Genomic DNA, 26,935 nt, shown 5'->3' with positions numbered 1-26,935 from the left:
AGCGGCAGCCTGAGTATCCTATCGCCGGCCTCGCCCGGCGGGGAAGGCGCGTTCCCGCATAAGCCGAAACGCGGGACGTGCGCGTATTTCACTTTTCGAGCGCGTTTTGACGAGCAACCAAGCGGAGAGGCCGGCCCTTTTTGCCCCGGCCGGCGCCACGCCGGACCGGGGTCTTTGTCGCCAGTGCCGAAAACGCGAAAATGCGTCCGTTCCGCTGCATTGGTGGTTGGGCGACCGAGGGCTGGGTATCGAGGTGCGTGCAGTAAGAATCTGCGGAGCGAGTTTCCACAACGACGGTGCGACCAGCGCCGGACAATTGGTTCGCTAGCAGGGTGCAAGCCGCTATCGCCCCGCCTAGGGAGCGCACCGTACCCGATTCCTGGTGGGTCTGGAAACGCTGGGTGGATCTCACGCTCGGCACGCTGCTCTTGTTCATCGTGCTTCCGATCGTGACGATTGCCGCCGCCGGCATCGTCTGCGTCACCGGCGGTTTTCCGTTTTTCGCACAAGAACGCGTGGGGATGAACGGGCGGCGCTTCAAGATGTTCAAGTTGCGGACCATGGTCAACGGAGCGCATCAGATGCGCGACGACCTCATGCATCTCAACGAAGCCGATGGCCCCGTCTTTAAAATTCGCAAGGACCCGCGCTTGCATGCGCTCGGCAGCTTCTTGCGGCGCACCAGCATCGACGAGCTGCCCAACCTGCTGAACGTCGTGCTCGGCGATATGTCGTTGGTCGGCCCTCGTCCGGCGCTTCCGAGTGAAGTCGAGCATTACGACGGCTTCGCGATGCGCCGTCTGACGGTTCCGCAAGGCATCACGTGTCTCTGGCAGATTAACGGCCGCAGCAGTGTTTCGTTCGAAGAGTGGATGCATCTCGACGGCACGTACGTCGACACGTGGTCGCCGCTCGGCGACTTGATTCTCGTCGCGCAGACGGTACCTGCCGTACTGCGAAAGGACGGCGCGCATTAAGCAGCACCTGCGGCTCGTTCCCGAGCCGCGCAAGCGAAGGCGGCGATTTTCGCTTGCGGCTTCGACGCTCTTCGTCATGGGCGCGACGCTGCTGTCGACGATCTTTGGATTCATGCGCGAAGTCGTCAGCGCCAAATATTACGGCACGCGTTGGGAAATGGATACGTTTCTCGCCGCCGCCACGATACCGACGATTCTGTTCGGAGTGTTTAACGGCGCGCTCATCAGCGCTCTGGTTCCAACCTTCTCCGAGTACATAACGCACCGAAAAGACGAAGAAGCCTGGCGTTTAGGCAGCACGGTGCTCAACATTCTAGCGATCGTGCTCACCGTGTGCGCGATCGTCGGATTCTTTACCGCTCGCTGGTACGTTCCGATCATCGCGCACGGATTTCCGGCGCCGCAGATGGGCGTCGCGATTCGGATGACCCGCTGGCTCATGCCCACGATCGTCGCGGTCAGTTTGAGCGGCGTACTTTCGGCGATGCTCAATGCGTACCACCGGTTCCGCGCCACCGCCATGGTCGGCGCCGCGGTCAACGCCGTGACGATCGCATGCGTGCTGTTCTTCAATCACTCGCTCGGCATCTATGCACTCGTGGTCGGAACGACGCTCGGCTTGACGGCACAGTTTTTGGTGCAGCTGCCGTCGTTTTTATCGATCGGGAAATACCGCTTTACGATCGATCTGCACCATCCGGGCCTGGGCAAGATTTGGACGCTGCTGGGCCCGATCGTCGTCGGCTCGGCGGCCGGGCAACTGGCGCTGTTCTTCGACCGGTTTTTTGCGTCGACGCTGGCTCCAGGCTACATCGCCGGCATGAACTACGCCGTCAAATTAGTGAACTTTCCTCAACAGATTTTCGCCGCGGCGATCGCTACCGTTATTTTTCCGCTGCTCGCGGTGCAGTTCGCGCGCGACAATCGCCGCGGCGTCGCCCGCAGCCTCGTAACCGGTTTGCGTCTGGTCAACTTCATCACCATCCCCGCCGTTTGCGCCTTGATCGTTCTCGCCAAGCCGATGGTGCAAGCGCTGTTCGAACGCGGTACGTTCCAGGCGGGCGCTACCGATCTTACCGCCGGGCTGCTGCCGTACGCGGCGGCCGGGTTGGTCGCTTTAGCCGCTAACGTCGTGTTGACGCGTTGCTGTTTTGCTTGCAAGGAGACGGCTTGGCCGGTAACGATTTCGGTGGGTGCCGTGATCGTCAACGTGTTGCTATCCATGATATGGCTACCGACCTTAGGCGCGCGGGGATTGCTGCTGGCAAATTCGATCAGCCAAACGATGCAAGCGGTGTTGCTGCTGATGTTGACGGCGCGCTTGGTCTCCGGCATCGATTGGGGTTCGCTGGTCGGCTCCATGGCCAAGATCGCGCTCAGTTCGCTCGCCATGTTTTTAGCGCTCAGCTGGATCAACCGGCTCGGCGTTACGCCCGAAGCGACGCTCGCATCGCGCGCCTGGTTCCTGTTCGGTCAAATCGCGATCGGCGGCACGGTCTTCATTGCGGTCGCGCGCATGCTCGGTGTCGAAGAACTCGAACTGGCGCGACGCACGATCGTCGCGAAGTTCGAGCGCAATCTCGTAAGCCCGCCGGATAACCGGGAGGCGCCCATCGCATGACGACGAGGCGCGCCCCGCACCCACGCTTCTCGATCATCATCCCGGCTCACAACGAACAAGAGCGCATCGGCGTGACGCTAGCGTCCTACGTCGGCGAGTTCGCGGACTCCGAGATCATCGTCGTCTTGAACGGCTGCACGGACAACACGCATGCGGTCGTCGAGGCGGTCGCTGCCGGACACGACCACGTAAACGTGATAGATATTCCCGACGCGCTCGGTAAAGGCGGCGCGGTGCGGGCGGGTTTCCTGATGGCGCGTTCGCAGGTCGTCGGCTACGTAGATGCCGACGGCTCGACGCCGGCCGGCGAAATGCGCAGGCTCTGCGAAGCCCTCGGCCCCAACGACGGCATCATCGGTTCGCGCTGGATTCCGCACGCCGTGGTTGAGATCAAACAGCCGTGGTTGCGACGGCTGGCCAGTCGGTCGTTTAACCTCCTGGTCGCGACGCTGTTCGGCTTGAAGTATAACGACACGCAGTGCGGGGCAAAAGTCTTCCGGCGCGATGCACTGCGAAACGTCATGCGCGACGTCGAGACCGCCAATTTCGCCTTCGACGTCGACTTATTGTTCGCGATGAAGCGCCTCAGCCTGCGCGTTCGCGAAGAACCGACCTATTGGATCGACGTACCCGGATCGAAAGTGAAGCTCGTGTCGACCTCGCTAAAAATGTTTTTAGCGGTCGTTCGGTTACGTCTAAAACATTCGTTCTTGTCGGTCGTGTTGCCGGTTTACGATCGACTTTTCCCGACGAAACCGGTACGAACGCGCGACCATCTTCGCATCCTGGTCATCAACTGGCGAGATCCCAAGCATCCGTGGGCGGGCGGCGCCGAAACGTATCTGTTCGAGCAAGCGCGCCGCTGGCAGCAGTGGGGCAATCACGTCGAGTGGTTGAGCGGCGGCTTCCCGGGTGGCGCGTCCCGCGACCTGATCGATGGAATTCCCATCCGTCGCGTCGGGAACGCATACACCGTCTATTTCCACGTTCCGTTCGTGTATCTGCGTGAGTTTCGCGATCGTTTCGACGTCGTGATCGATTCCTCGAACGGCATTCCGTTCTTCTCGCCGCTGTTTTCTCTGAAACCGAAGATTTGTATCGTGTATCACGTGCATCGCGATGCGTTTAACAAGTATCTGCCCAAGTGGATGGCCGCGTTGTTCGCGTGGTCGGCCCGGTTGGTACCGTTGCTGTACCGTGGCGTTCACTTCGTCACGATTTCAGACGATACGTTGCGCGAGATGCGGAGTTCGGGTGTCGGCACCGGTACCACCGGGCTCGTGCATTGCGGCGTCGATAAGCGGCTGGTGCCGGGCGAAAAAGCGGCGACGCCGACGGTGCTCTATCTCGGTCGCCTCAAAGCGCACAAACGCGTCGATCTGTTGATCGAAACGTTCGCCAGGGTGCGCGAACGCGTTCCCGGCGCCGTTCTCGAGATCGCGGGAACCGGCGATGCGCGGCCTTCGCTCGAAGCGCTAGCCAAACGTCTCGGCCTCGAGGACGCGGTGCGGTTCGAAGGCTTCGTCGACGACGATCGCAAGCGCGAACTCTTGCAACGCGCGTGGGTAACCGCGACGTTGTCCGAAATCGAGGGATGGGGCATATCCCCCATCGAGGGAAATGCGTGCGGGACGCCGGCCATTGCCTACGACGTTCCGGGATTACGTGAAGCGATCGTCCACGGTGAGAGCGGCTTGATCGTTCCGATCGGAGGAGACGTATCCGACGCGATCGTTTCGGTACTACAGGACGATGCGTTACGGGCGCGGCTGCAACGCGGTGCGTTGCGGCGTGCGGAACTGTTCTCGTGGGACAAAACGGCGCGCGATATGTTCCTCGAGATCATGCGCGCGATCGTCGGCATCGACGTCCGCTCGGTCGATCTCGACGGGAATTGGACGTACTTCCGTTCCAATTCGCCCGCTGCCGCCGAAGTCTCGAGCCTGGTCGACACCCGCTGGGTGCGTTGACGGGCGGCCGCGCCGCCGTTTCGATCGCGCTGGTGTGGTCGGTGGCACTGACGGCCGGCTGCGCGCGATACATACAACGCGTCGATCTTTCGGTACCGCAACCGCCGCTCGCTCCGTTCGCCGTCGCGTTCGAACGCAATCCATCGGTCGTTTCTTGGGAAGCGCTACATCGTCATATGCGTCTCGGTGGATTGGATACGCGCAGCCTCGACGCGGTCGTAGGCGCGATCGCCAACAAGGACGTCGAGCCGCGTATCGTTGCCGCCGCGGCGGTCGATTTGGCCACCTACGCGTGGGGGGACTCGTTGGCTACGCTGCGTCTCAACAATCTGCGTGCGCAGCGCGACGGCTCCGTACGCGCCGCGTCTCGAACGGCGCATTTGGCCTGGTCGATGCTGGCGTTGCGTGCTACCTACCTGATCCAGCCCGTCGATCTATCGGAGATGGATTTGCGCGACAGGTCGCCATTCGTCGGTCAGTCGATGAACCTGCGGTCCGTGAATTTTGCGGGTAGCCGGCTTTCGCGAGCGGTTTGGCACGACTGCAACCTCACATGGGCCTCGTTCGTTCGCGCCCGCTCCAGCGGTGCGTTAACGTGCGACCGTTGTTTTTGGCGGCCTGGAGGCCAACCCCAGCAGAAAACGTTCGTTCGTGGATACTGGCGCTCGTAATCGCGCCGAGGCCGCCCTGGATCGTTGCGGATGGTGGCCGATCGCGCTGGTGCTGGCATTCGACGCGGCGTTGTTGCCGTGGATCGCGCATCCGTACGACGTCGCCGCATTTCTAACGCACGCCGACCGGGTGTTCTTTGCACACGTGCAACCCGCGATTTTGTGGCCGTACGGCGGCGTCGCTTTGGCGACCGTTCTGCTATCGCAGTTGCCGGTTGCGGCATTCCCACAGTTGTGGGCGGTAGTGCCGGTACGGCTCGCGTTGCTCAAACTGCCGATGTTGATCGCGGACGCGGGCACGGCGCTGATCATCCGGCGATACGCCGGGGAGCGTGGCGGAACTCTTTGGGCGTTGCGCTATTTGCTCGACCCGGCCGTTTTCTTCGTGACGGTCGCACACGGCCAAAGCGACGCGCTCGCGGGCGTTTTCGCAGTGGCCGGAATAGCCCTGACACTTTCGGGGCGTTTCGAATGGGCCGCCGTCGCGCTGGGAGTCGGAACCGGCGCGAAACTGTATCCGGCCGCCTTCGTGCCGTTGTTGCTGGTCGTCGCGTATCGCAATGGCTCGCCCAAACGCGCGCTGGCTTCGGCGGCGTATTTTGCAGTCGTGGCCGCCTGTACGGTCGTTCCGGTCGTCGCCGGGCGCACCGCTGCGTTCGCCGGAGCGTTTGCCAACAATAGTTTCGGCTCCGAAAGCCATCGCGTCGACAGTGCTTCGCCGTGGGCGTTGTTGAACGCCATGGCGCCCTTCTTGCGTCCTGCGCTCGAAGATCTAGCGGTGGTGATCGTTCCGGTCGCCTTGGCGTTGGCCGAGCTCCGACACCGCCCGCAACGCGCCGACATCGCGCGGGCCGCGATGGTCTCGGCCGTCGCCCTCGTCATGCTCGACCCTGGCGCGCATCCGCCATTCTATTTGTGGATCGCCGGCCCACTCGTGTTGTATTGTGCGGTCGCCGGCGACGGCGTCGTTAGCGTCATCGGCGCGCTGCTCTCGGCAACGGCGGTAGCAATGCAATTCTGCCAAGAGGGCAGTGAAGAATACCTGCTGCTCAACTTCGGTACGGGCGTCGTGCCCGGAGCGCTGCGTTGCGTCGTTCCCAATGCCGGGCTGTTGGTTGCGGCAGCTGTTTTGGCTCTGGCGCTCGTCGTAGCCGCTTACCGGCCGCTCCTGTTGCCGGTTGGGTCGCGCTCGGCCGCGCGCGTGGCAGCGCTGGTAGCCGCAGCCGGCATTTCCGCGTACCTCGGCACTGCGTTTGCGGTAGCCATCGTGATGGCGGCGTTCCTCAACGGTTCGAAAGCGCTCGGGTTCGAGGGCGAAATGCGACTGCTGAATACGTTCGCGATCGATCCGGCCGTCCGGCGATTAGGTGACGGCTGCGAGCTGACGTACGATGCCGGAGACATCATCGTGTACGCCGGAAACGACTACGCCGCACCGTATGCAACGGCAGCTTTGGGATACACTTTGTACTCGCCGGAAACGATCGTTCTGCGCGGTCGTTCGGTCGGTCCCGAGCGGCTCGCACAACGGTTCGAAAACATCGATGTTCGTACCGTCGCGCAGCGCGACGTTCGGGTTACGCGCGAGTTCGACGTCTCGGGGCCGTTGCGGCCGTTTCGATTCGTCGAGCGGATCGAGGAACGTCCCTGCAGCTTGATCGCGGGCACCCCGGTGCTGCTCTACCGCTTCGACATCGCGGGGGCCGCGCGTGACGCGGCCCGTCAGCCATTTTGGGAGCGGTTCCGGCAGGCCAGGAACAGTGCGGAGCTGCGTCGAGTAAAAGGCTCCGTACCATGACGGACGTGTCCCGCCCCACCGGCTGCGTCGTTCTCGTTCCGTGTTATAACGAAGGGGAAAACGCGCGCACCCTCGTGTCGACGCTCTCGAGCGCCGGCGCGCTCGATGTCGTGTTGATCGACGATGCCTCCGACGACCCCGCCAGCCGCGGGGTGTTGTTCGATTTGCAAACGCAACCGAACGTTCGCGTGATGCGAGCTGCCGAACGTCGCGGCAAAGTGGCCGGCATCGTAGCGGCGATGCGGACGCTCGACGACGGCATCGGAGCCGTCCTTACCATCGACTGCGATGTCGAAACGAGCGTGGCGTCGATCGAAGCCGTGCTGGATGAAATAAGCCGCTCCGATCTGGTGCTAGCCAACGCCTTGCCGCTGCAGCTTAACCGCACGTTTTGGGAACGCGGCGCCGTATTTAGTGCCTTGCGACACGCACGGCTGCGCGACCAGTTGCTGGATCGATATCCGGCGCTCTGCACCAACGGACGATTGCTCGGCATGAGCCGAAGGATGGTCGAGGCCATTTTGCGTTCCAACGTGCCGCTACACACCGAAGACGCGCACTTCATGCTCGTTTGTTTGCACGAAGGGTTTTCGTACGCGTTGCGTTCCGACGCGGTCGTACGCTTTCGCGCACCGCAGACGCCGACGGATTATTTGAAGCAGACCGACCGCTACGCGCAAGGACGCGAGCTATTGGCGCAACGCTGGCCGCAGAGCGATTTGACTCGCTATTACGATTTGCGCGCGACCGATGCGTTTCGCACGGCGCTCGAGCAAGCGGTTCGCGATCCACTGGGAGCGCTGGCCTTCGGCGCGTTGCTTGGCGCCAAAGTGATGCGCCGCGGCAAACCGATCGAACGCGGTGGATGGCCGGTCGCGTCGAGTACCAAGGTGTTGCGATGAACGTCGGTATCGTCACGACTTTTCCGGAGGACCACAGCGTCGGCAAGAGCGGCGTCGCCGCCTACGTTCAGACGATATTGGACCCGTTGCTGGGCGACCGCGGCGACACGTTTGTAATCTTAGCCGACACCATCGACGATGGACGCCTGGGAGCGGAAGAACAATACGCTCCGAACGTTACGGTCCGTCGTTGTTGGCGGTTCGGCCACACGTCGCCGCTTCAAATTCTTGCCGAAGCCATGCGGCACCGGTTCGACGTGCTGCACGTCGAGTGGGAACCATATCTGTTCGGCGGCGTCGTCGCATCGCTGCTCTTACCATTCGTCCTGGCCGCCGTGCGAGCGCGGGGGACGCGCATCGTCACGACGGTCCATTCGGTCGTGCCGTTGTCGATGGTCACGCGCGAGATGTTGCGCGAGAACGGCTTCGTTCTGCCGTACTCGAGGATCGGCCGACTAGGATTTAAAACGATCTACGGGCTGTTGAATTGGGCGTCCGATCGTTTGATCGTGCTCGACGTGGAACTGGCGACCGTGCTCGAACGCGAATATCTCGTCCGGCCGTCGAAATTGTTCGTATGTCCGCTCCCGTTAATGCACGAAACGGCGCGTCCGGACATGCGCGAAGCGCGTCGCCGCCTCGGCATCGGCGACGATAAAGTCGCGCTCTTCTTTGGATACGCGTCGTACTACAAGGGCCTCGACGTACTCCTCGATGCGCTCGACATCGCGCGGCGCACGATTCCCGATATAACGCTGCACATCATCGCGGGGCAACATCCGCGTCTACGTGGCGAGGCGCGCTACGAAGCGTTCTACCGACGGCTTCGCGAACGCGCCAGCGCTTCGGGTGCGGTGTGGCACGATCGATACGTGCCCGAGCCGCAGTTAGCCGAGTTCATGAGCGCCGCCGACGTAATCGTGTTACCGTACACGGTGGCATACGGTGCGAGTTCGCCGCTGCATGCTGCGTTTGCGGCCCGCAAGCCGGTGTTGGTTTCGACCTATTTGCGCTTCGAGGGAGCGCTGCCGTGCCAACTCTTCGCTCCGGACGCACGCAGCTGCGCGGCCGCGCTGGTCGATTATTTCGAGCGGAACGCGCAGGCCATCTCAGACAGGGTCGAAGATATCGCGCGCATGCACGACCGTGCGGTCATCGCGAGAATGATTCACGACGTTCGCACCGGGCGGCCTTGCAATGAGGCCGCATACGTGCCTCCGCCTCCCGCGACGACGACGACGAGCACGGAGCGCCGGTGAAGGCCGTTCGGCGGCCAATGCATCGCATGTACGCGTTGGGCGGTCCGGTTTGGAACGCCCTATACCGACGCCCCTGGCTGCTGGCGTTGCTGCCGGCGGCAATTTTTTTTCCACTCCTGAACGCGCGCGGTTTGTACGAATACGCCGATACGAACTTTCCGCTCAACCCGTTTTGGATCGATTATATTCTTCCGTGGAGCGGTGCGGCTTCAGGCGGAGCGGACAATACGTTCGTCGGCGTCCCGCGACTGGTCTACCACGTCGCGATCGATGTCTTGATCGCGACATTTCACAATCTGCAGCTCAGCCAGTGGTTATGGTTCTCGGCCGAGGGAGCGCTGGGAATCGTCGGCGCATTTTTGCTCGCCCGCCGGTTGGGCGCGGGCCGCTATGCCGTTCCGCTGTCGATCTTCTACACGTTCAATTTGTGGTCGTACGATCGCGTCGCGCAGTCGCTGATCTTTCTCTCGTATCAAGCGTTGCCGTTGTCGCTATACTTATATCTGCGCTTTTTGCAACGCCCGAGATTGGACCGCGCGCTGTATTTCGCTCTGTCGGTTTTGCTGCTGATTCCGGCACCGCAGATCACGTATATCGCCGTCGTGACCTGCGCGGGCATCGGCGTTCGAGCGATCGTGCTACGCGGCTGGCCGGCGGTCGTGAGTTTGGCGGCCTTGTCCGGCGCGGTCGTCGCCGCCTGCGCCTTCTACGTGTTTACGATGATCGCCGATTGGCTCCTGAATTCGGGCGGCGATATCGCGCTGGTCAATCAACGTTTCACCTTAGATTCGTTCGTGTTTTACGCGACGCGCGTCGGTTTGTGGAATACCGCCCGGCTGTCGAGTTTCTTTTACTCGACGTTCGACCGGCAGGCGGCGGTCGTCAAGATCGCTTGCACGCTGCTCCCGCTGCTGCTGCTCGGGTTGGTCTTGCTGGCACGCCGCCCGTCGCTGCGCTCGAAGATGTATTGCGGGTTGGCACTGGCGCTGCTGGGGTTTTGGCTGGTAGACGGCATCGCGCTTTGGCCTGCGGGGTATGAATGGTTCCGCACGGCGGTTCCGGGGTTGCGATCGTTCGTCGAGCCGGACTACTATTCGCCGTTGTACATCATCGGCGCGTTCGTGATGCTGGCCTCGGGCTTGCGCCTGGGCGCGCGCGTCGCACCGTCCGCCGCGGCGGTCGTCTGGCTCATCGCCCTCGGCGGCGCAGTCGCGTTTCTGCCGATCGGAAATCCGATGGCCGGCTTGCCGCAAAGCGCACAGCCGCGACAGTACGCCGAGTTCTCCCGCCGTCCGGTGCTGGGCAACACCTTGTGGATGCCCGCCGATCGCGATGTTACGTATCGCTGGTCGCCGTACGTGATCAACGGATTTACATCGCTCAACTCGCCATCGGACGCGATCGGACCGACGATGCAAGAGTGGGTTTCGAGTGGTACCGACCGGTTGCAGAGCCGGCTGGCCGAAGCAATGGAACTCGGACAGACGCGTACGGTTCGCGCGCTCGCGCCGCTACTCGGAATCGGAACGATCGCCGTGGCCGCAGACTCACTCGGCCCGCAACTACAATGGCCAAACGTCGAAGTCGACGGTTCGCTCGATACGTTGCGCCGTTTAACCGCCGAGGGTTTCGTAACGTCGGTCGACGAGCGCCGCGACGACGGCGTTCGGCTCGTTGCGGCGACGACGATTCCGCCGGTAGCGGAGATCGGGGTGTTCGATGCGCCCGTTGCCGTCGCAACCTTCGACGATTTTCTGTGGTGGCAGATCGCGCAAACTGGATTACCGTACCGGCCGATGTCGGACGACGCATCCGCCGCCGCACGAGCCGTTCCCGGAACGTTCGCGCCCGCGCCGCCCGCGCCGGTCCAAACGACGTATTTGCCGGCGAGTGCTTTTCAGCGCATCGGAAGCTGCCGCGGCCATTCCAGCCGGCTGGCGCACCTGTCGAAGTCGCAAAGCTTGCCGGTTACGACGGTCGACACGCTGGCCTGCGTGTCGTTGACGTTGCCCAATCCAAAGCGCTTTGGTGCGGTGCAATTCTCGGTCGACGCGCGCGGAGGCACGGTCGTTCGATCGATGGCCTTTAGCGACGGACGTCAGACGCATTTCGTCGCTGCGGATCACACCATCGCGGAAGTCCCGCCGTGGGCGCGCCAGATGACGCTGATCGCAATCGTGCTGACACACGAGCACGTGACGTTGAATGGCGTACGGCTCCGTTGGCTCTCGCGCAGCCCACCGTTGCAATCGCCGCCATCGACCTGCGATCGTTCGGGAGTGCGGTCGTGGGAAGTCAATCCGATGGTGTATGCTGTGAGCGGCGATCTGCGCGGCACGTGCGGCGTGATTTTCCGGCAGTCGTTCGCGCCGGTGTGGGCGTTATGGTCCCGCGGACCCGTACGCGTGAGCGAGCACTTTCAAGCTGACGGTTTCGCGAACGGATGGATCGTGCGAGCGTCCGGACGCGCTACGATGTATGCCGTGAACGTCCTGATCGTGCCGTACGGTGTAGGCTTGTTGATTTCGCTGGCATGTATGCTGTTAACCGCCGTGGTTGCCTTTCGCGCCATCAACCGGCGATTGAGCGCCGCTCCGGAAACGGTCGAGGTCTCGTAACCACGCGTCGCACCGGATGGGCGATCGCAGCGATCGTCGCTGCGTTGTGCATCTGTTCGGTATGGCCGGTTCTCGTCTCGGGAAGTATTCCCGCATTCCAGCAAGATTGGACCTGGCCGCTGTCGCGCACGCTCGCGGTGCAGTGGTTGTCGACGTTCGCCGGGCTGTGGGACGGTCGCGGCCTGGGCGGACCCAACACTTTGGGTTGGCAAACGTACCTCGTAATTCTTCAAGCGGGATGCGCGATCGTACTCGGACCGTCGCTCGGTATCGCGTTGTGGCTAGCGCTGACGTTGGGTGCGGCGGCGGGCGGATGTATCGCGATGCTGGCGGCGTTCGGGGTACGCTCGTGGCCGGCGCGATTGTCGGCGGCGGTGCTCTATGCGTTTGGCCCAGTTGCGTTCACGCGTGAAGCCGCCGGACATCTCGCGTACTTGGCCGGCTACGCCATGCTCCCGTTCGTTATCGCACTCGGTCAGCGCGTGCTAACGCGACGCGGCGCGATGCGCTGCGTCGTACTCGGCATCATCGTCGGGATCGCCGCGAGTCAAGTGCAGTTCTATGTCATCGGTTGGCTCGCGGTGGCCGCGGCAATCCCGTTCGTCGACCGTGCCCGCGGTTGGACGGTTCGGCTAGCGATTGCGATCGGATTGTCGATCGTGGTGCAACTGCAGTCGTTGTTGCCGCTTGTGATAAGCGCGGTGCCTTCCGTGTATCTCAGCCAGCGCGCGTTGTTGAGCTGGGAGCTAAATAACAGCTCGCCGGTGGGCGATGCCGGGGTGATGCTCGGATATTTTACGCATTACTACGAGTCGCACGCGCTGCCAGGCGCCGAAATCGTGCTCTACGTGCTGCTTGCGGCCGGGTTATTCGGCGCGATCGTCGCCGCCAAACGCACGGGCGTCTACCCGCTGCTGCTGTGCGTGTTGGGCTTTGCGTTCACCGCGGGTTTGTACGGACCACTAGCCGGCGTGCTCGCGGTCGCGTTCGAACGCTCGGCTGCGTTTACGGCCTTCCGCGACCTGCACTACTTTGCAGCATTGACGGCTGCGGGTATGGCCTTGGCGATCGGACTTTCGGTAGAACTTCGGCCGGCGTGGTGGGGAGTTCCGGCACTCGCCGCGGCCGTATGGATCGCGGCTCCGTTGATGGCCGGGCAGGCGCTACGCGAGATCATCGTACCTCGTTCGTTCGTGGCCGATGCAGTGGGCGATATGCGCGTCGCGAGCGCGCACGGGCCGGGACGCGTTCTCTTGCTGCCGGCCGAAGAACCGCTCGGACTGCTCAACGCTGCCAATCAAGGACGCGATTTTTCGACGTATGGGCCCCGCGATAACCCCTCGATCAGCGACGATTATCAAAACCCGGAACTCGCGTACGCGCTTGCGGCCTGGCGCTCCGGACGTCCGGATTGGACGGCACTCGCGCGCATGGACGTTCGCTACGTCGTTTTCCGCACGTACGTACGGTCCGATCGCCGGCAGAACTTCGGAACCGGTTTTCCGATGGCGTTCGCCGGCGCCAGCGACGCACAACTGGGGGCGTCGCTGGCGCGCGATCCGCATCTGCAGATGCTCGCACAAACCTCGCTTTCAACGGTCTATGCCGTGCGCAAGCCGGCGGCGGCCGAGTATCTGGCCCGCGTACGTTCGGGAGCGATGCGTTTTTCGGAACTGGCGCCGGGAGAGGTCGGGGTATCCGGCTTCGGGCAGCAGTCCCTGGACGTCACGCCTTCGCCGCTGACGGCCGATCCGCGTGGTAACTGGGTGGGTGGAATGCTTGGATGGCGCTACCTCGCGTGGATGCCCGACAGTATGTATCCGTTCGTGTGGACGCTCGGAAATCAACGCTTGCCGTTCGACGTGCCGGCTAGGGCGCGTTGCGTGATGGCTGCCGCAACGGCGGGCGGCGCGCTCGGACCCGGCGGCGTGGCGATCGACGGGAGTTGGAAACGGTACGCCGTTTCGGCGGGCAACCGAACCGTCGTCCCGTTGTCGGGCGGAGTGGCCGCGTTGAGCGTTACGTCGTGCGATGCGCAACCGCAGTTGCGCGGAACGAGCGTTCTCGCACTTGCAAGCGGCTACGACGCCGGTTGGCGCGTGATCGACGGGGGGCGCCTCATTGCACCGTCGCTGGCGGACGGATGGATGATGGCCTGGCCGGCCGGCGAGGCCGGTCGTTCGCGTCTGTATTTGCCGGGATTAGCGCAAGCGGCCGGTTTGTTAGCGGCCGCGGTTATCTTCGGATGGGCGTTCGTACGAGCGCGGCGCGCCGACGCGGCGCTACGCGACGACCTTTGGGTCTGGTAATGAAGCGAGCGAGACCCAAGCACCGTCGCGTTCGAGCGAAACGCATGCCGCTTCGATACAGCGCACGACGTCGTAACCCACGGTGCCGCCAACGCGGATCTGTGCGCCGTCGAGAATCGCGGCATACACGTCGTCGGCGAGTTTGGCGAGCGGCTCGCGATTGTCGATGATCGGGATGCGCACGTCGCCCGAACGATAGCTGACCATCTGCGCCGGCAGCGTTTCGCTCGTGGGATGGCGCTCGACGCCTTTGTCGTAAATACGTAGTTTTTCGGACGGATCGACGTCGTCCCACACGACCATGCGAGTGCTGGCCGAGAGCATCATCCGGCGCACTTTGACCGGCGACAGCCAGCTGAGATGCACTTGCGCCATCCGGCCGCTGCCGTACCGTAGCGATATAAACGCGACGTCCCAAACCGGCGGATGAATGTATGCCATCGCATGACATGCGACGGCTTCGGGTTGTTCGCCGAAAACGTGATTAAGAATCGAGAGATCGTGCGGCGCAAGATCCCAAATCACGTTCGACTGTTGGAACAAGCCGAGATTGACGCGCGACGATTCGGCATAGTAGATGTCGCCCAACTCGCCGTCGAGAAACTTCGAGCGCATCGCTTCGACGGCACCGGCATACAGAAACGTATGATCGGTGAACAGGTGAACGCCGGCGGCTTCGGCTGCGTCGAGCATTTCGCGCGCGTGCGCCGAGGTTTCGGCCATCGGCTTTTCGACCAATACGTGCTTGCCTGCAGCGATGGCTTGTAGCGCCATTTTGTGATGCAACGCCGGCGGCGTGGCGATCGCGACCAGATCGACCGACGGATCTTCGAGCACGTCTTCAAAACGCATGGTCGTGCGCGTCTTCGGATACAGGCGGGCCATCGGCGTCAGACGGCGTTCGTCGACATCGGCGATCCAGCCCACGTTCCACTTGGTCGAGGCCGCGAAGTTACGGACTAAGTTCGGTCCCCAGTAACCGAGACCGGCTACTGCGACGTTGAGCGGGGATTGCATGCAGCGAGCCTTTACGCGTGTACGGCCGGAGCAGCCGGGCGCGCGACCGCTGCGAGCGACTCAACGACGAACGCGATTTGTTCCTTCGTCATTTCCGCGAACATCGGTAAGGACAGGATGCGATCGGCGTTTCGCTCGGTTCGTGGAAACGATCCGCGCGGCACGTCGAGGTCGGCATACGCTTTTTGCAAATGAATCGGAATCGGATAGTGGATGCCGCTTTGCACGCCCCGCTCCCCGAGACGTTGCATGACGGCGGCGCGGTCGTCGACCTCTACGACGTACAGGTGGTAGACATGCCCTTCATCGGTGAGCCGTTTCGGAACGTCGAAGCCGGCGGCGCCGAGCAGGCGATCGTACTCTTTCGCATTTTCGAGCCGGCGTGCGTTCCACGCATCGATGTGACGCAGCTTCACGCTGAGCACCGCAGCTTGAATCGAATCGAGGCGGCAGTTGTCGCCTTTGATCTCGTGCTCGTACTTGCGCTTTTGACCGAAGTCGCGCAGCAGCCGCACGCGTTCTGCGATGGCTTCATCGTTGGTGACGATCGCGCCGCCGTCGCCGTAACAACCGAGATTTTTTCCGGGGTAAAAACTAAAGCAACCGACGTCGCCGACGCTGCCGGCGCGATGTCCCTGCCAGCGGGCGCCGTGCGATTGGGCCGCATCTTCGACGACGCGCAAGCCGTGGCGTTTCGCGATGTCGATAATAGGTTGCATCGGAACCATCTGACCGTATAAGTGCACCGGTATGATCGCCTTGGTGCGCGGAGTGATCGCGGCTTCGATGGCGGTCGCGTCGATAAGATAATAGTCGTCGTGGTCGACGAACACCGGCGTGGCGCCGACGGCCGATACTGCAATCGCGGATGCGATGTATGTATTGGCGGGAAGGATGACTTCGTCGCCCGGTCCGACATCGATCGCCTCGAGCGCGAGCTTGAGTGCGGCGGTTCCGGACTCGACGCCGACGCAGTAACGGGTCCCGTTATAGCGGGCAAACTCGTCTTCAAAACTGGTCACTTGCGGACCCATGATGAAGCTGCAAGCCTCGAGGACTTCGTTCATCGCGGGACCGACTTCAGGCTTAATCGACGCATACTGCGCTTTGAGATCGACGAATGGGACGTTCATAGCGGTGCAGGGACTCCCGATATGGTAGTGTGAAGCGGGCGAAGCCGCTGGGGCGACCTCTGTCGCAGGGAAGATTCCGAGGACGGAGGTTCGCGCGTCCCCTTCGGGGCGTTGCGCCGCTATCCATTCGCCAACGCATGACTTTGCGCGCCCGAAGTTCAATAAAAGCGCGTACCATGACCCGGCGTAGCGTGCGCCGCTTTTTATGACGGAGAAGATCGTGGGATCCCCAAAATCGGTGTTGATCACGGGCGGAGCCGGGTTCGTCGGCTCGCATATCGTCGAGGACCTCGTGAAGGCCGGATATCGCGTAACCGTGTTCGATAATTTCTCGAGCGGATTGGAAGACAATCTCAAAGCTGTTGCCGGCGAGGTTGAAGTCGTCGAGGGCGATGTGGTCGACCGCGACGCGATTATCAAAGCGGCGCGCGGTAAAGATATCGTTTCGCATCAGGCCGCGCAGCTCGAGATTACCAAATGTCTCGAGGATCCGATCGGCGATCTCAATACCAACCTCATCGGAACCATCAACGTGCTCGAGGCGGCTCGCCTGGCTGGCGTCGAGCGCGTCGTGAACGCATCGTCGGCGTGCATATACGGACAAGCCGAAGCGCCGCCGGTGGATGAAGATGCGCATCCGCACAATCCGAACTGGTCGTACGGTGCGAGCAAACTTGCAGCCGAAAAATACGCGCAGGTCTTTTCGAACGACTACGGCTTTCCGGTTTTTTCGCTACGCTACGGAATCGTCTACGGTCCGCGCGAGTGGTACGGCCGCGTACTAACCATCTTCTTGAAGCGCGCGCTTTCGGGAAAACCGCCGGTCGTGTTCGGCGCGGGCGATCAGTTGCGCGATTTCGTGTACGTAAAGGACGCGGTCGCGGTTCATCGAGCGTGCATCGAGACCGATCGTACCGGCGCCGATTCGTTCAACGTCGGCACCGGTGTAGCGACGTCGATCGTGGACTTGGCGGAAGCGGTCTGCGACGTCACCGGAATCGAGGCTCGACCGATTCGCGAAGAAGTCGCTCCCGGCGAGCGATCCGAATTAGTCGATGGCCGCATGCGCTTGCCGTCGGAACTCGGCATCATGCATCTGTCCCCCGCCAAAACCGAACGCACATTCGGTTTGCGCCCGTCCACGAGGTTGCGCGACGGTCTCGCCCGCGAATGGGAATGGTTACAGAGTAACCCCCACCGCTGGTCCGAAATGCACTATTGATGCGAATCCTCATCTCGGCTGGTGGGACGGTTACGGCGCAGTCGCTGATCAAAGCGCTGCGCGAGGATGGCCGGGCGTCGTTCGTCGCGATCGTCGATCTCGACGACTTGAACGCAACGAAGTTTTTCGTCGACGAATTCGTACGCGTGCCGCGCGCCGACGATCCGGAGTTCGTGACGGCATGCTTGGACGTCGTCCGACGGCTCAAGATCGACTTGTTCGTCCCGATCATCGTCGAACGCGAGTTTCTGCCGATCGACGCCCGGCGCGACGAGTTCGCCGAGCTCGGTTGCCACGTTACGGTGCCGCCTCGCGACGTCGTCCTTAATGCCGGCGATAAGTTGGCCTTCGCGCAGTTTCTCGACCGTGCGGGCATCGAAGGACCGCATACCGTCGCGTACGAGCCGGCCGTAACGCCCGAACGATTTCCGGTTTATCTCAAACCTCGGCGCGGTTCGGGCTCGGTGGGAACGCAGCGCATTCTCGGTCTCGACTCGCTGCACGAAGCGGCGCTCGGGCGCGACGACTTGATCGTACAGGACGAAGTTGAGGGCGCCGAATTCACCGTCGATTGTTTTGCGGCAGCTCCGGGTCGCGTCGTCGCCGCGGTGCCGCGCGAGCGCATCGCGATCAAAGCCGGCGTGTCGGTAAAAGGGCGCACGTATCGTCACGACGCGATCGAAGCGATCGCCGCCGACGTGGTTGCGAAAACCGGAATTACCGGGCCGGCCAACGTGCAAGGCATGCTGCGTGCCGACGGCAGTTTTCCGATCGTCGAAATGAACCCACGATTCTCGGGAACGTTGGCGTTGACGACGGCGTCGGGCGTCAACTTCGCGACGATGTTACTCGATATGGTTGCCGGCAACCCGGTCGCCGACATGCGCGGCCGGCACCGGGCCGGCGTGACGATGGTTCGTTACTGGAGCGAAACCTTCGAAGAAGCCGACGGCGCGCGCCGGCTCGGCACGACGATGGAACGCTAACTTAGCGTTCGAGCGTACGAAACTCGCCAGGTTCGAGTGGAACGACCGCGGTCGAGTCGATCGGCAGTCCTCGCAACAACCGTTCCAACACTCCTAACGTTCCGCGGTGCGCCACGATCAACGTGCGCACCGCGTCGTTTCGGTCCAACGTTTCGGCGAGCGGTTGCAAGCGGATTGCGGCATCCATAAAACTCTCGCCGCCGGGCGGCCGAAAGTCGGCGGGACGCTCGCGCCGCCGGCGCAGTGCTTCGGCTGCATGCTCCTCCAGCCACTGCGATGTGCGCCCTTCCCACTCACCAAAATCTACTTCGATCAATCTGTCGTCGATGCGCGCGTCGATCGTAGGCACGACGATCGCACAGGTCTGACGGCAACGCCGTTTCGGACTCGTCAACGCGAGATCGAATGCGACGTCGTGCAGGGCACGCGCAGCTTCTGCCGCTTGCTTTAAGCCAACCGTGTTAAGCGGTGGATCGCTGGCCGACAGGAACGCGCCCCCTGCGTTGCCGTCGGTCGCTCCGTGGCGACACAATACGATCACGGCGTACGCGTTACGTATAGGGGCAGGGATGCCTTTCGAAGCCGCCAACCCCGGCGATGGTGTTCCCGGCCTGGTTGATCCGTGCGTCGCGTTGGAACGTCGCAATCGTCCTCTACGCTGTGGTTTCGGTCGTCGCCCTAGCAGGCGTGCTATTTACGCGAGGAACGTTAGGCCATCATTGGGATTGGATCGTACCGTCCGATCCGGCCGAACTACGACGGCTTGCATACGGGCAAGCCAGCGCGTGGCAAGACTACGATTTCGGTTCGTACGTAACGTTTCGCTACGCGACCATTTTTACGGGCCTGCTCTTCGGCATACCCGGGTTCTTGGGATTAGGCGGCGAGTTCGTCAGCAAAGCGCTGGTATTGCTCAACGTTTTCGTCTCCGCGCTCAGCATGCGGTTTCTCTTGTTGACGTTAACGCGCGACGAAGACAATGCTCGCGACGGAATCGCCGCGACGTTTGGGGGTTTGCTCTACGCTCTGGCTCCGTATGCCTATAACCAGATAATTTCGGGCGATCAAAGCGCGCTAATCTCCGCCGCGTTAAGCCCGCTCGCGATCGCACTTTCGCTGCGCTGCGTGCGCGCGGACGGACGGCACTGGATCGCCTATGCGTTGGGCGCGGCGCTGACGTTCACCGCCTCGCTCGCCTCCGTGCAAGTCTTCGCTTTTGCCATGACCGTCGCGTGGATCGTCTGTTTCGTGTCCGCTCACTCCGTCCGCGCCGTCGTGCGCTTGATCGCGCTTACCGCTGCGACCGTCGCGCTCTGTTCGTACTGGTTGGTGCCGGTTGCGGCTGGGGGTCATCCCGTTCAGTCGATCGCGGACGTGTCGCCGATCACCGACGCGCTGGCGGTGTTCGCGCAGTTTTCAAATCCCTTACTGACGCTCACCATGCTCGCGTTCCCGGGCGAGTTCTATCAACATGCGATCGCACAGGCGGCGCCGCTTTTTTTTATCGCATACGGCGTATTGTTAGCGCTGGTCGTGACGGCACTGGTGCGCAGGCCCTCGGCCATCGGAATCGTTCTGGCAGTGCTTTTTGTGTTGACGGCGTTGGTGCCGTTGGGCGGAAATCCGGTGGTCGGGCCGTTCATCATTCTCGCATTCAAAGCCCTGCTTCCGTATAGTTTGTTTCTGCGGACGCCGCAGCATTTGATGTTCGTCGGCACGTTGGTCGTTCCGATCTTGGTATATTTGGCGGCACGCAGCTTCGCCTGGCGCGTTCCGGCCGTATGGGTCGCGATCGGCGCAGTCATCGTCGTATGTTATGGCCAGGGGTTCTTTCTACACAGCAATTTCTTCGGATTGATCGGGCCGTTTAAGGAAAGCGAAGGCGAATCTGCAACCGTTGCAATGGCACAGGAACCGGCTAATCGGGAATTCCGCACGATGTATGTGCCCGTCTCGCCCGGCTATTATTATCATCCCGGAGTTTTCGATTACTATTTCGAGGCGTCGGACGAACCGCAAACTCGTTTTTTGCCGAGCATGACGATGGGCTTTGGCGTCAAGTGGACGCCGTACGAACCCACGCAAGAGCTGCTGCAGGCGCTCGACGAACTCATTCCCGACGGCGGAACGCCGGCCCAACAACGCATGCTGTTGAAAATGGCCGCGGTCAAGAACCTGGTCGTGCACTCGATCGGCGTGCCCTATGCCGGCATGCGACTGTACGGACAAAACCGTAAGCCGTATTTAGAAGCGGCGATGCAACGCAATCGGGTTGCGACGCTGCAAACGTCGTTCGACGACCGGTCGCTGTGGAAAGTCGACGCTCCGGTGGCGCAGGCGTATGCGCCGGATTGCCTGCTGTACGCTCCGCAACGAGCCGGCGTCTATGAGATTCTCGCACTCGCCGGGGCGACGGCTTCGTGCGCGAAACCCGCCGTGATCGCGTCGTCCGATTCGCAAACGTGGTCCGAAACGATCCTGCCTGCCGCAACGTTCGTTTCCTGGCCGTCTTCGCTGCCGTTACGATTGATCCAAAGCAATCTCCATCTCGAGGGCAGCCCGGTCGCCGGTTATTCGGGAACCCTCGCGTCGGGCGCCGGCGAAAACGAAACCTTCGCGTTTCAGCGCGCGCCGAAGGGCGCGACCGGCTTTGGCTTGCGAATCTCCTCGAGCTTACCGCGGTTCGTGCACGTGCAAGTCTTCGCACCGGACGAACGGAACGCTTTTCAAGCGAACGTCGACGTCGGCTTTACGCCGCTCGACGCACTACTCGACTTCAAGAGTTTCAAAAAGCTCGGCAATCCCGCGTGGGGCGATGCCACTTCGGTCCGGTTTTCGTCGACCAACGTCAACGGTCAGGCGGTCGACTCGTATTTCGGCGGGATGCATTGGACGTACGCGCGAGGACCCAGCACGTCCCCGGCATATTTTCGAACGTCGGGTAATCGCTTCGATCAAGTTTACTATGGACACGACCGTCCGCGCGTGCTGTTCGTTCCTGCCGCGCCGAGCGCCGTGTTCGCCACCGTGCGTTTGCAACACGCCGGCATCTACGACGTGTCGGCACTGGTGCAGGACGTGGGGCGATCGCTGTCGTTGCAGTTGACGCTCGATGGACGCGCCGCATCGTGCGTTGGGTCGCGCATTCGCAGCAATGAATCGCAGCGGGTCGTTCGCTTGGCGCAAGCGCCGCTGCGAGCAGGCACGCACGTGCTCGCGTTACGGTTCTGCGGAAGCTTCGCGCGCGAACCGGGGGTTCAGGGCGTCGAATCGCTCGTGCTCGCTGCCGCCCGGCTGCAGCCTCCGGCACGGCGCGTAATGGCCGGTGCGGAAATAACGGACGATCGCCCCGGCGAGATGCGAATCCGAACCGAAGGTCGTTTTCTCGTATGGACCGATTCGTTTGACGACCGTTGGAAGGCGACGCAAGGCGGGATCTCGCTCGAACATCTCATGGTCAATGGCTATGCCAACGGCTGGAAACTTCGACCCGGCGGCGGCGACGTCGTGTTGACCTTCGGTCCGCAACGGACGCTGGATGCAGGAATCGCGCTGTCGATGGCCTTCGTCATCTGTGCGTTCGGCGGGATTCTGGCAACAACTATCCCGCGGCGTCGGCGGAAAGCCAGAATCGAGGGGTCCGCTGTTGAAGGCCCGGCCAGAGGATGATGGAGCACAAAACGACGTTTACGATGGTCTCGTATAATCGCAGAGATCAAGTCAAGGCCTTGTTGCAGTCGGTGCTAGCCGGCGACAAGGTTCCCGAAGAGCTCATCGTCGTCGATAACGCGTCCAGCGACGGTACCGTCGAGATGCTGGCGCGCGACTTTCCGCAAGTGCGCGTGATTGCAAACCGCGAGAACTTGATGGCTTCGATGGCCGTCAATCAAGGCATCGCTGCCGCGACCGGAGAGTTCGTGTTTGCCAGTGCCGACGACAACGTGGTCGATCGCGCCTGCGTACGAGAGCTGTACGATGCGATGCTGTCGCACCCGGACGCTGCACTCGTGGCGCCGGTCATGTACTTTTACGACGCCCCCGATCGCATATGGTACGCGGGTTGCGACTTGAACATCACGACCGGGCTGACGAATTTCTTGACGGAGATTCCGAAGGAAAAGGTTGTCGAAACGACGTGCGCGCCAAACTGTTACATGGTTCGTCGCAGCGTGCTGCAGACGATCGGCGGACAAGACGTCGCGACCTTTCCGTTTCATCACGAAGAAGCCGATTGGTCGTTTCGTGCTTCGGAAGCGGGGTTCAAAAACTACGTCGCGCGCGACGCTCGCGAGTTCCATCGAACGCCCGTGCCCAAGTATCGCTCGCCGATCGGCTCGGGTGATTTTTCAATCGACGACCCGATGCGGGCGTACTACCATGCGCGGTCGCGCGCACTCTTGGCGCGCCGTCACGCGAAGGGGCTTTCGAAGGCGGTGTTCTTTGCGTTGTTCTATCCGGCAACGGTGCTCGCATACGTGCTGATTTGTGCCGTGCAGAGTAAGCAGCACCTGAAGACATCGGCCGCGTTCGTGCGCGGTGCGATTGCCGGCCTAACGATGACCCTGCCGCCGCCGCCGCCGCCGTTGCTCGACAAAAACGGCGCTCCCGCGCCGTCGATTTCCTAAGGGCTAGTAGACCCGAACGTTGCGCAGTCCGGCGGCGCGCAAGGCTGTCGCGGTCGCTTCCGCGTCGACGGCGCCGCTGTACAGCACCACTGCCCGGCCTTCGCTCACGGCGTCGTTGAAGTTGTCGACTTCATCGTCGGGGATGCCGGAGTTAGAGAAATATCCCGGTCCGTTCGGCCGCGTCGCGAACGATGAAGCCGACGCGTCGCGTCCCATTGGGACGCCAGTGCCGCCGCCGTCGCCCATGATGCCCATTCCTTTGGTCATGTCGTCGGAGTAGCTGTTGACCTCTTGTTCGAGAACGACGTCAATGAACTGCAAGTCGGGTGCGGAGTCGTCCTCGGCGAGGCCCGCTCTGCGAACGACCCTCGCTTGGCCGGGATCGATCTGTGCGCTGGTCAGCGCGCTTTCGATCGCCGCTCCATCGCTGTCGGGGAAGATTCCTACGATCAGACGTTGTGCCACTTATAACCCTCTCTTCCTTAACGCGCGAAGGTGGCGATTGCGTGACCGAGTCGTTCGATGCCTGCGCGGATCATATCTTCCGACGCGTTCGAGAAATTCAGCCGCATGCCGTCGAGAACGTCGCGGGCCGGATAAAAACTAACGCCTGGAACGAACACGACTTTCTGTTGAGCAGAAACCGCCAGCAACTCGCTGGTATCGATTCCAGGCAACGTCACCCACAGAAACATTCCGCCCTTCGGGGGCGTGAAGTGTAGGCGCGATAATCCGAGCCCTTCGAGCGCGTGCGACATGACGTCGCGACGGCGTCCATAGGTACTCGCGATGGTTCCGACGTGACGGTCGAACCCAACGTCGTCGCTGACATATTCGTAAAAGACGTACTGTGCGAAGGTGCCGCTGTGCAGGTCGGCGCCCTGTTTGGCTAAGACGATTTTCTCGCGGATGTCGTCGTCGCGAATCACCAGCCATGCGACCCGCATACCGGGAGCCATCACCTTGCTGCCGGTTCCGAGGTAGAGGACCGGTGCCGAGCTCTCGTACGCGACCAACGGTTGCAGATCGTCGCCTTCAAATCGCAGTTCGCCGTACGGGTCGTCTTCAACTAAAGGCAGATCGAATCGCTCGCAGATGCGTACGATACGCTCGCGGCGCTCGGCCGACAACGTGCGGCCGGTTGGGTTCTGAAAGTTTGGTACGAGGTAGAGAAATTTCGGAAACGGATCGGCGTGCTCGAGTACTTCCTCAAGCGACTCCGGAATCGCCCCGTCGTCGTCGGTCGCGATCGTGAGATAGCGCGCCTGGTACGCGTCGAACGCTTGGATCGCACCGAGGTACGACGGACTTTCCAACACGACGTGATCGCCCGGATCGAGAAAAATCTTGCCGACCAGATCGAGGCCTTGCTGCGATCCGTTGACGATGATCGCGTCCTCGGCCGAAAACACGCGCCCGGAACGTCGCGTGAGCCGTTCGGCCGCCCACGTTCGCATCTCGGGGATGCCTTCGGTAACGCTGTATTGCAGGGCCGCCGCTCCGCGAACTTCCATCACGCGGCGCGCCGCGCGCGAAATGGCGTCGGTCGGGAATAATTCGGGCGCGGGAAGGCCGCCGCCGAACGATATAACGTCGGGCTGCTGCGTCACTTTCAACATCTCACGGATGGTGGAAGCCCGCAGATGCGAGGTACGCTCCGCGAACCGCGCCGACCGGGAAACGGTGGTCATGCCGCCATGTTAGCCGATGGGCATAGGCGGTCCGCTAAGCGGCGGTTTCGGAACCCGCACGCCGGCGGTTTCGGGTAACGGGTACCCGCTAAACGCCAGGATCGAAGCACCCATGCCGATGAGCAATACGAAGACCGTCACCAGCCCGCCGACGACCGGAATCAGTTCGGCTGCGGTAATCAGGGCGAGGCCGGCGACGAGCGCGACCAGCGGCGCGGGCGTCGCGTTCGGTTTGATTTGCTCGCAAAGGCGGCGACCCACCAACAGCGCCAACGCCGCCTTGCCGAGGAAAATCGCGCCGACCACGGCGACCGCCTCGAGCGCCACCACCGGAATGAGTACGATCGTACAAATCAGTAAAAGCGCGATGGGGAGAACCGCGACCCAGCCCAATAGTCCGACGGCACACGAGAGCCCCGGATGCCGTTCGAGTCGATCTAACGCGATGCGCGAGCGGACCGGAAAGATGAGGAAGAACAGCACCACCAACAAGCCCGACGCGACGTGCCACATCAAGCGTAGATCGGCCAACCCCGGCGCCTGCTGGGGGGAAGCGCTCCAGGGCACCACCGCGCTGGTGACGTCGCCCCCGATGGCATTGACTTGTCCGGTGACGATCGCTCCGGGACGTGCGTACACGTTTCCGCCGATGACGTTGACGTTGCCGTCCACAACACCCTCGACCGTAACGTCGCCGAAGAACACCGTCAGATCACCTTTGACCGTCTGGTCGGGCTCGACGACGATCGATCCGATGTACGCTCCGCCGTGATAGAGGCCGGGAACGTCTGCCCGGGCCGATGCCGTCAACATCGTCGCGAAGATCAGCGCGAGCAGGGCGATCGGTATGACTTGCGGCTTCATCGTATGCCCGCGGCGGCGAGGTGCGCGGCGAGGCGCGGAACCAACTTGCGGTAGTACACGGCGAGGATCGCAAAAAGCAACACGTCGATCGTCAGCATTAACACGACGGCGGACACCGCAAACGGCGTTACCGTCGAAAGCGAATGGGCGACCGAGCCGACCGCGCCCAGCGCGTTTTTGATGGCGTGCAAGGCGCTGCCGGCGTTAGCCGCGGCTCCCGTCCGTAGTTCGAGCAGCGCCACACCGAGGGCGGCCCAGCCTGCCAGGAGGTAGATCCCGAGGAGTATCCACCACGGCCGGGCCACAATGGCCGGTGCGGGGAGTTCGCGGATACGACCCATCACATCAAACGTAAAGTCGGGTGCAAGCTCGGCCGGCCGGGTCGTCTCGAGCAGCGCATCGACCGTACGCAGCCGGCGGTGCAGTCGCTCGCAGGACGGGCAACCGTCAAGGTGACGCGCCACCCAGGCGGCTTGGCGCCGATCGAGATCGCCATCGACGTAGCGGTCGAGCAAGGACTCACACGAGGAGCAGGCCACGCAGCCCTCCTCGCGGCGACGGCGGCCGCTGCGCGTGTTCGCGCATTTTTTTTGCCAGGGCGATCTTGCCGCGATGGATGAGCGTTTTCACGTTGCCCAGCGATAGACCGAGCGTACTGGCGATTGCATGGTATTCGAGGTTATCGAAATAGCGCAGCGCGAGCACCGTACGGGTGCGTTCCGGCAGCTCGGCCAGCGCCGCGCGAAGTTCGCGCTCGGCTTCGGCGCGTAATACGCCGCCGGCCGGGTCGGCCTCGACGGAACCGTCCGCTAGCGCATTTTCGAGCGTTTGATCGTCGCCCATGGCTGCCGCCGCGGGGCGCCGCAGCGATTTTCCGAGATGCGTCCGAACCACGTTTCGCGCGATTTGGTAGATCCAGGTTGAAAATTTTCCGAGCTTTGGGTTGAACGTTCCGAGATGCGCGTACGCTCGCAGAAAGGTCTCTTGCGACAAATCCGCCACTTCGGCCGAGTCGCGGACACCAGCGCCGATGAAATTGGCGATACCTCGTTTGTAGCGCTCGACCAGCACCTCGAATAGTTCCCTTTCTCCCTCGCGTACGCGTGCGATCACCGCTTCATCCGTCAAGGTTTGTGTCTCGCCGGGTGGTACCGCGAGCGGTGGCGTTTGTTACGGGTGACAGGAAGCCGACGCGACGAGCGTCTAACCAGAATCCGGTGCGACATGCTCGTGATTGGTGCTGCGGCTGCGGTTCCTCGCGTTCTGAGCAGA

General features: G+C 62.3%; 21 protein-coding genes. 13 read left to right on the top strand and 8 right to left on the bottom strand.

Annotated elements, in window-relative coordinates:
- The first annotated feature begins 401 nt into the window (after positions 1-401).
- Genes VGF98_09560 through VGF98_09520 form a run of 9 tightly spaced genes read left to right on the top strand, consistent with a single transcriptional unit; the run spans position 402 to position 14,125 of the window.
- The gene (locus tag VGF98_09560) at positions 402-977 is read left to right on the top strand and encodes a sugar transferase (GenBank protein ID HEY1681870.1); all 576 of its coding nucleotides are present in this window, start codon (positions 402-404) and stop codon (positions 975-977) included.
- Positions 946-2,598: a murein biosynthesis integral membrane protein MurJ gene (murJ, locus tag VGF98_09555; protein ID HEY1681869.1), complete on the top strand. Its 1,653-nt coding sequence runs from the start codon at positions 946-948 to the stop codon at positions 2,596-2,598. The genes VGF98_09560 and murJ overlap by 32 nt, the downstream gene beginning before the upstream one ends.
- Complete coding sequence (locus VGF98_09550) at positions 2,595-4,568, top strand: glycosyltransferase (protein HEY1681868.1); 1,974 nt, start codon at positions 2,595-2,597, stop codon at positions 4,566-4,568. Before murJ ends, VGF98_09550 begins: the two co-directional genes overlap by 4 nt.
- The gene (locus tag VGF98_09545) at positions 4,565-5,239 is read left to right on the top strand and encodes a pentapeptide repeat-containing protein (protein HEY1681867.1); all 675 of its coding nucleotides are present in this window, start codon (positions 4,565-4,567) and stop codon (positions 5,237-5,239) included. The genes VGF98_09550 and VGF98_09545 overlap by 4 nt, the downstream gene beginning before the upstream one ends.
- A complete protein-coding gene (locus VGF98_09540; GenBank protein ID HEY1681866.1) occupies positions 5,220-7,037 on the top strand; it encodes a glycosyltransferase family 87 protein in 1,818 nt (605 codons plus the stop codon). The genes VGF98_09545 and VGF98_09540 overlap by 20 nt, the downstream gene beginning before the upstream one ends.
- Entirely contained in the window at positions 7,034-7,939 is a 906-nt protein-coding gene (locus VGF98_09535; protein ID HEY1681865.1) for a glycosyltransferase, read from the top strand. The genes VGF98_09540 and VGF98_09535 overlap by 4 nt, the downstream gene beginning before the upstream one ends.
- Positions 7,903-9,198 (top strand): glycosyltransferase, encoded by a 1,296-nt coding sequence (locus VGF98_09530; protein ID HEY1681864.1) that lies wholly within the window; start codon positions 7,903-7,905, stop codon positions 9,196-9,198. Before VGF98_09535 ends, VGF98_09530 begins: the two co-directional genes overlap by 37 nt.
- The gene (locus VGF98_09525) at positions 9,195-11,816 is read left to right on the top strand and encodes a hypothetical protein (GenBank protein ID HEY1681863.1); all 2,622 of its coding nucleotides are present in this window, start codon (positions 9,195-9,197) and stop codon (positions 11,814-11,816) included. The genes VGF98_09530 and VGF98_09525 overlap by 4 nt, the downstream gene beginning before the upstream one ends.
- Positions 11,732-14,125, top strand: a complete 2,394-nt coding sequence (locus VGF98_09520) for a hypothetical protein (GenBank protein HEY1681862.1) — start codon at positions 11,732-11,734, stop codon at positions 14,123-14,125. Before VGF98_09525 ends, VGF98_09520 begins: the two co-directional genes overlap by 85 nt.
- Here VGF98_09520 and VGF98_09515 read toward each other — a convergent pair.
- Positions 14,099-15,142 carry a Gfo/Idh/MocA family oxidoreductase gene (locus VGF98_09515; GenBank protein ID HEY1681861.1) on the bottom strand — a complete coding sequence of 348 codons (1,044 nt, stop codon included), beginning with the start codon at positions 15,140-15,142 and terminating at the stop codon, positions 14,099-14,101. The two genes, VGF98_09520 and VGF98_09515, sit on opposite strands and share 27 nt — an antisense overlap.
- Before the next feature lie 11 nt (positions 15,143-15,153).
- Positions 15,154-16,275 carry a DegT/DnrJ/EryC1/StrS family aminotransferase gene (locus tag VGF98_09510; protein ID HEY1681860.1) on the bottom strand — a complete coding sequence of 374 codons (1,122 nt, stop codon included), beginning with the start codon at positions 16,273-16,275 and terminating at the stop codon, positions 15,154-15,156.
- A 220-nt stretch (positions 16,276-16,495) separates the two neighbouring features.
- Between VGF98_09510 and VGF98_09505 the strand changes: the two genes are divergently transcribed.
- Together VGF98_09505 and VGF98_09500 are read left to right on the top strand one after the other, a co-directional pair.
- Positions 16,496-17,497 (top strand): NAD-dependent epimerase/dehydratase family protein, encoded by a 1,002-nt coding sequence (locus VGF98_09505; protein ID HEY1681859.1) that lies wholly within the window; start codon positions 16,496-16,498, stop codon positions 17,495-17,497.
- The gene (locus tag VGF98_09500; GenBank protein ID HEY1681858.1) at positions 17,497-18,483 is read left to right on the top strand and encodes an ATP-grasp domain-containing protein; all 987 of its coding nucleotides are present in this window, start codon (positions 17,497-17,499) and stop codon (positions 18,481-18,483) included. The genes VGF98_09505 and VGF98_09500 overlap by 1 nt, the downstream gene beginning before the upstream one ends.
- 1 nt (position 18,484) lies before the next feature.
- On the opposite strand, the gene VGF98_09495 is transcribed toward VGF98_09500, so the two are convergent.
- A complete protein-coding gene (locus VGF98_09495) occupies positions 18,485-19,024 on the bottom strand; it encodes a histidine phosphatase family protein (GenBank protein HEY1681857.1) in 540 nt (179 codons plus the stop codon).
- A 56-nt stretch (positions 19,025-19,080) separates the two neighbouring features.
- Between VGF98_09495 and VGF98_09490 the strand changes: the two genes are divergently transcribed.
- Together VGF98_09490 and VGF98_09485 are read left to right on the top strand one after the other, a co-directional pair.
- Positions 19,081-22,152 carry a hypothetical protein gene (locus VGF98_09490; protein HEY1681856.1) on the top strand — a complete coding sequence of 1,024 codons (3,072 nt, stop codon included), beginning with the start codon at positions 19,081-19,083 and terminating at the stop codon, positions 22,150-22,152.
- A complete protein-coding gene (locus tag VGF98_09485; GenBank protein HEY1681855.1) occupies positions 22,149-23,108 on the top strand; it encodes a glycosyltransferase family 2 protein in 960 nt (319 codons plus the stop codon). The genes VGF98_09490 and VGF98_09485 overlap by 4 nt, the downstream gene beginning before the upstream one ends.
- A 3-nt stretch (positions 23,109-23,111) precedes the next feature.
- Here VGF98_09485 and VGF98_09480 read toward each other — a convergent pair whose 3' ends face one another.
- Genes VGF98_09480 through VGF98_09460 form a run of 5 tightly spaced genes read right to left on the bottom strand, consistent with a single transcriptional unit; the run spans position 23,112 to position 26,776 of the window.
- On the bottom strand, positions 23,112-23,573 hold the full coding sequence (locus VGF98_09480) for a hypothetical protein (protein HEY1681854.1): 462 nt from the start codon (positions 23,571-23,573) through the stop codon (positions 23,112-23,114).
- A 17-nt stretch (positions 23,574-23,590) separates the two neighbouring features.
- Complete coding sequence (locus tag VGF98_09475) at positions 23,591-24,799, bottom strand: PLP-dependent aminotransferase family protein (GenBank protein ID HEY1681853.1); 1,209 nt, start codon at positions 24,797-24,799, stop codon at positions 23,591-23,593.
- A 9-nt stretch (positions 24,800-24,808) separates the two neighbouring features.
- Positions 24,809-25,663, bottom strand: coding sequence for a polymer-forming cytoskeletal protein (locus tag VGF98_09470; GenBank protein HEY1681852.1), 855 nt, complete (start codon positions 25,661-25,663; stop codon positions 24,809-24,811).
- On the bottom strand, positions 25,660-26,202 hold the full coding sequence (locus VGF98_09465; GenBank protein HEY1681851.1) for a zf-HC2 domain-containing protein: 543 nt from the start codon (positions 26,200-26,202) through the stop codon (positions 25,660-25,662). Before VGF98_09465 ends, VGF98_09470 begins: the two co-directional genes overlap by 4 nt.
- Positions 26,183-26,776, bottom strand: coding sequence for a sigma-70 family RNA polymerase sigma factor (locus tag VGF98_09460; protein HEY1681850.1), 594 nt, complete (start codon positions 26,774-26,776; stop codon positions 26,183-26,185). Before VGF98_09460 ends, VGF98_09465 begins: the two co-directional genes overlap by 20 nt.
- Positions 26,777-26,935: the final 159 nt, after the last annotated feature.

It is taken from the genome of Candidatus Tumulicola sp. (genome assembly GCA_036490475.1).
In the GTDB taxonomy this organism is placed as follows: domain Bacteria; phylum Vulcanimicrobiota; class Vulcanimicrobiia; order Vulcanimicrobiales; family Vulcanimicrobiaceae; genus Tumulicola.
Note: the sequence above shows the minus strand (reverse complement) of the source record. Positions and strands in the feature narration are given on the sequence as shown.

What these genes read in the sequence shown, in the direction of transcription:
- VGF98_09535 (HEY1681865.1), top strand. Translation starts at nt 7,034, where the DNA reads ATGACGGACGTGTCCCGCCCCACCGGCTGCGTCGTTCTCGTTCCGTGT.
- VGF98_09485 (HEY1681855.1), top strand. Translation starts at nt 22,149, where the DNA reads ATGATGGAGCACAAAACGACGTTTACGATGGTCTCGTATAATCGCAGA.
- VGF98_09550 (HEY1681868.1), top strand. Translation starts at nt 2,595, where the DNA reads ATGACGACGAGGCGCGCCCCGCACCCACGCTTCTCGATCATCATCCCG.
- VGF98_09515 (HEY1681861.1), bottom strand. Translation starts at nt 15,142, where the DNA reads ATGCAATCCCCGCTCAACGTCGCAGTAGCCGGTCTCGGTTACTGGGGA.
- VGF98_09490 (HEY1681856.1), top strand. Translation starts at nt 19,081, where the DNA reads ATGGTGTTCCCGGCCTGGTTGATCCGTGCGTCGCGTTGGAACGTCGCA.
- VGF98_09510 (HEY1681860.1), bottom strand. Translation starts at nt 16,275, where the DNA reads ATGAACGTCCCATTCGTCGATCTCAAAGCGCAGTATGCGTCGATTAAG.
- VGF98_09475 (HEY1681853.1), bottom strand. Translation starts at nt 24,799, where the DNA reads ATGACCACCGTTTCCCGGTCGGCGCGGTTCGCGGAGCGTACCTCGCAT.
- VGF98_09520 (HEY1681862.1), top strand. Translation starts at nt 11,732, where the DNA reads ATGTATGCTGTTAACCGCCGTGGTTGCCTTTCGCGCCATCAACCGGCG.
- VGF98_09530 (HEY1681864.1), top strand. Translation starts at nt 7,903, where the DNA reads ATGGCCGGTCGCGTCGAGTACCAAGGTGTTGCGATGAACGTCGGTATC.
- VGF98_09500 (HEY1681858.1), top strand. Translation starts at nt 17,497, where the DNA reads ATGCGAATCCTCATCTCGGCTGGTGGGACGGTTACGGCGCAGTCGCTG.
- VGF98_09470 (HEY1681852.1), bottom strand. Translation starts at nt 25,663, where the DNA reads ATGAAGCCGCAAGTCATACCGATCGCCCTGCTCGCGCTGATCTTCGCG.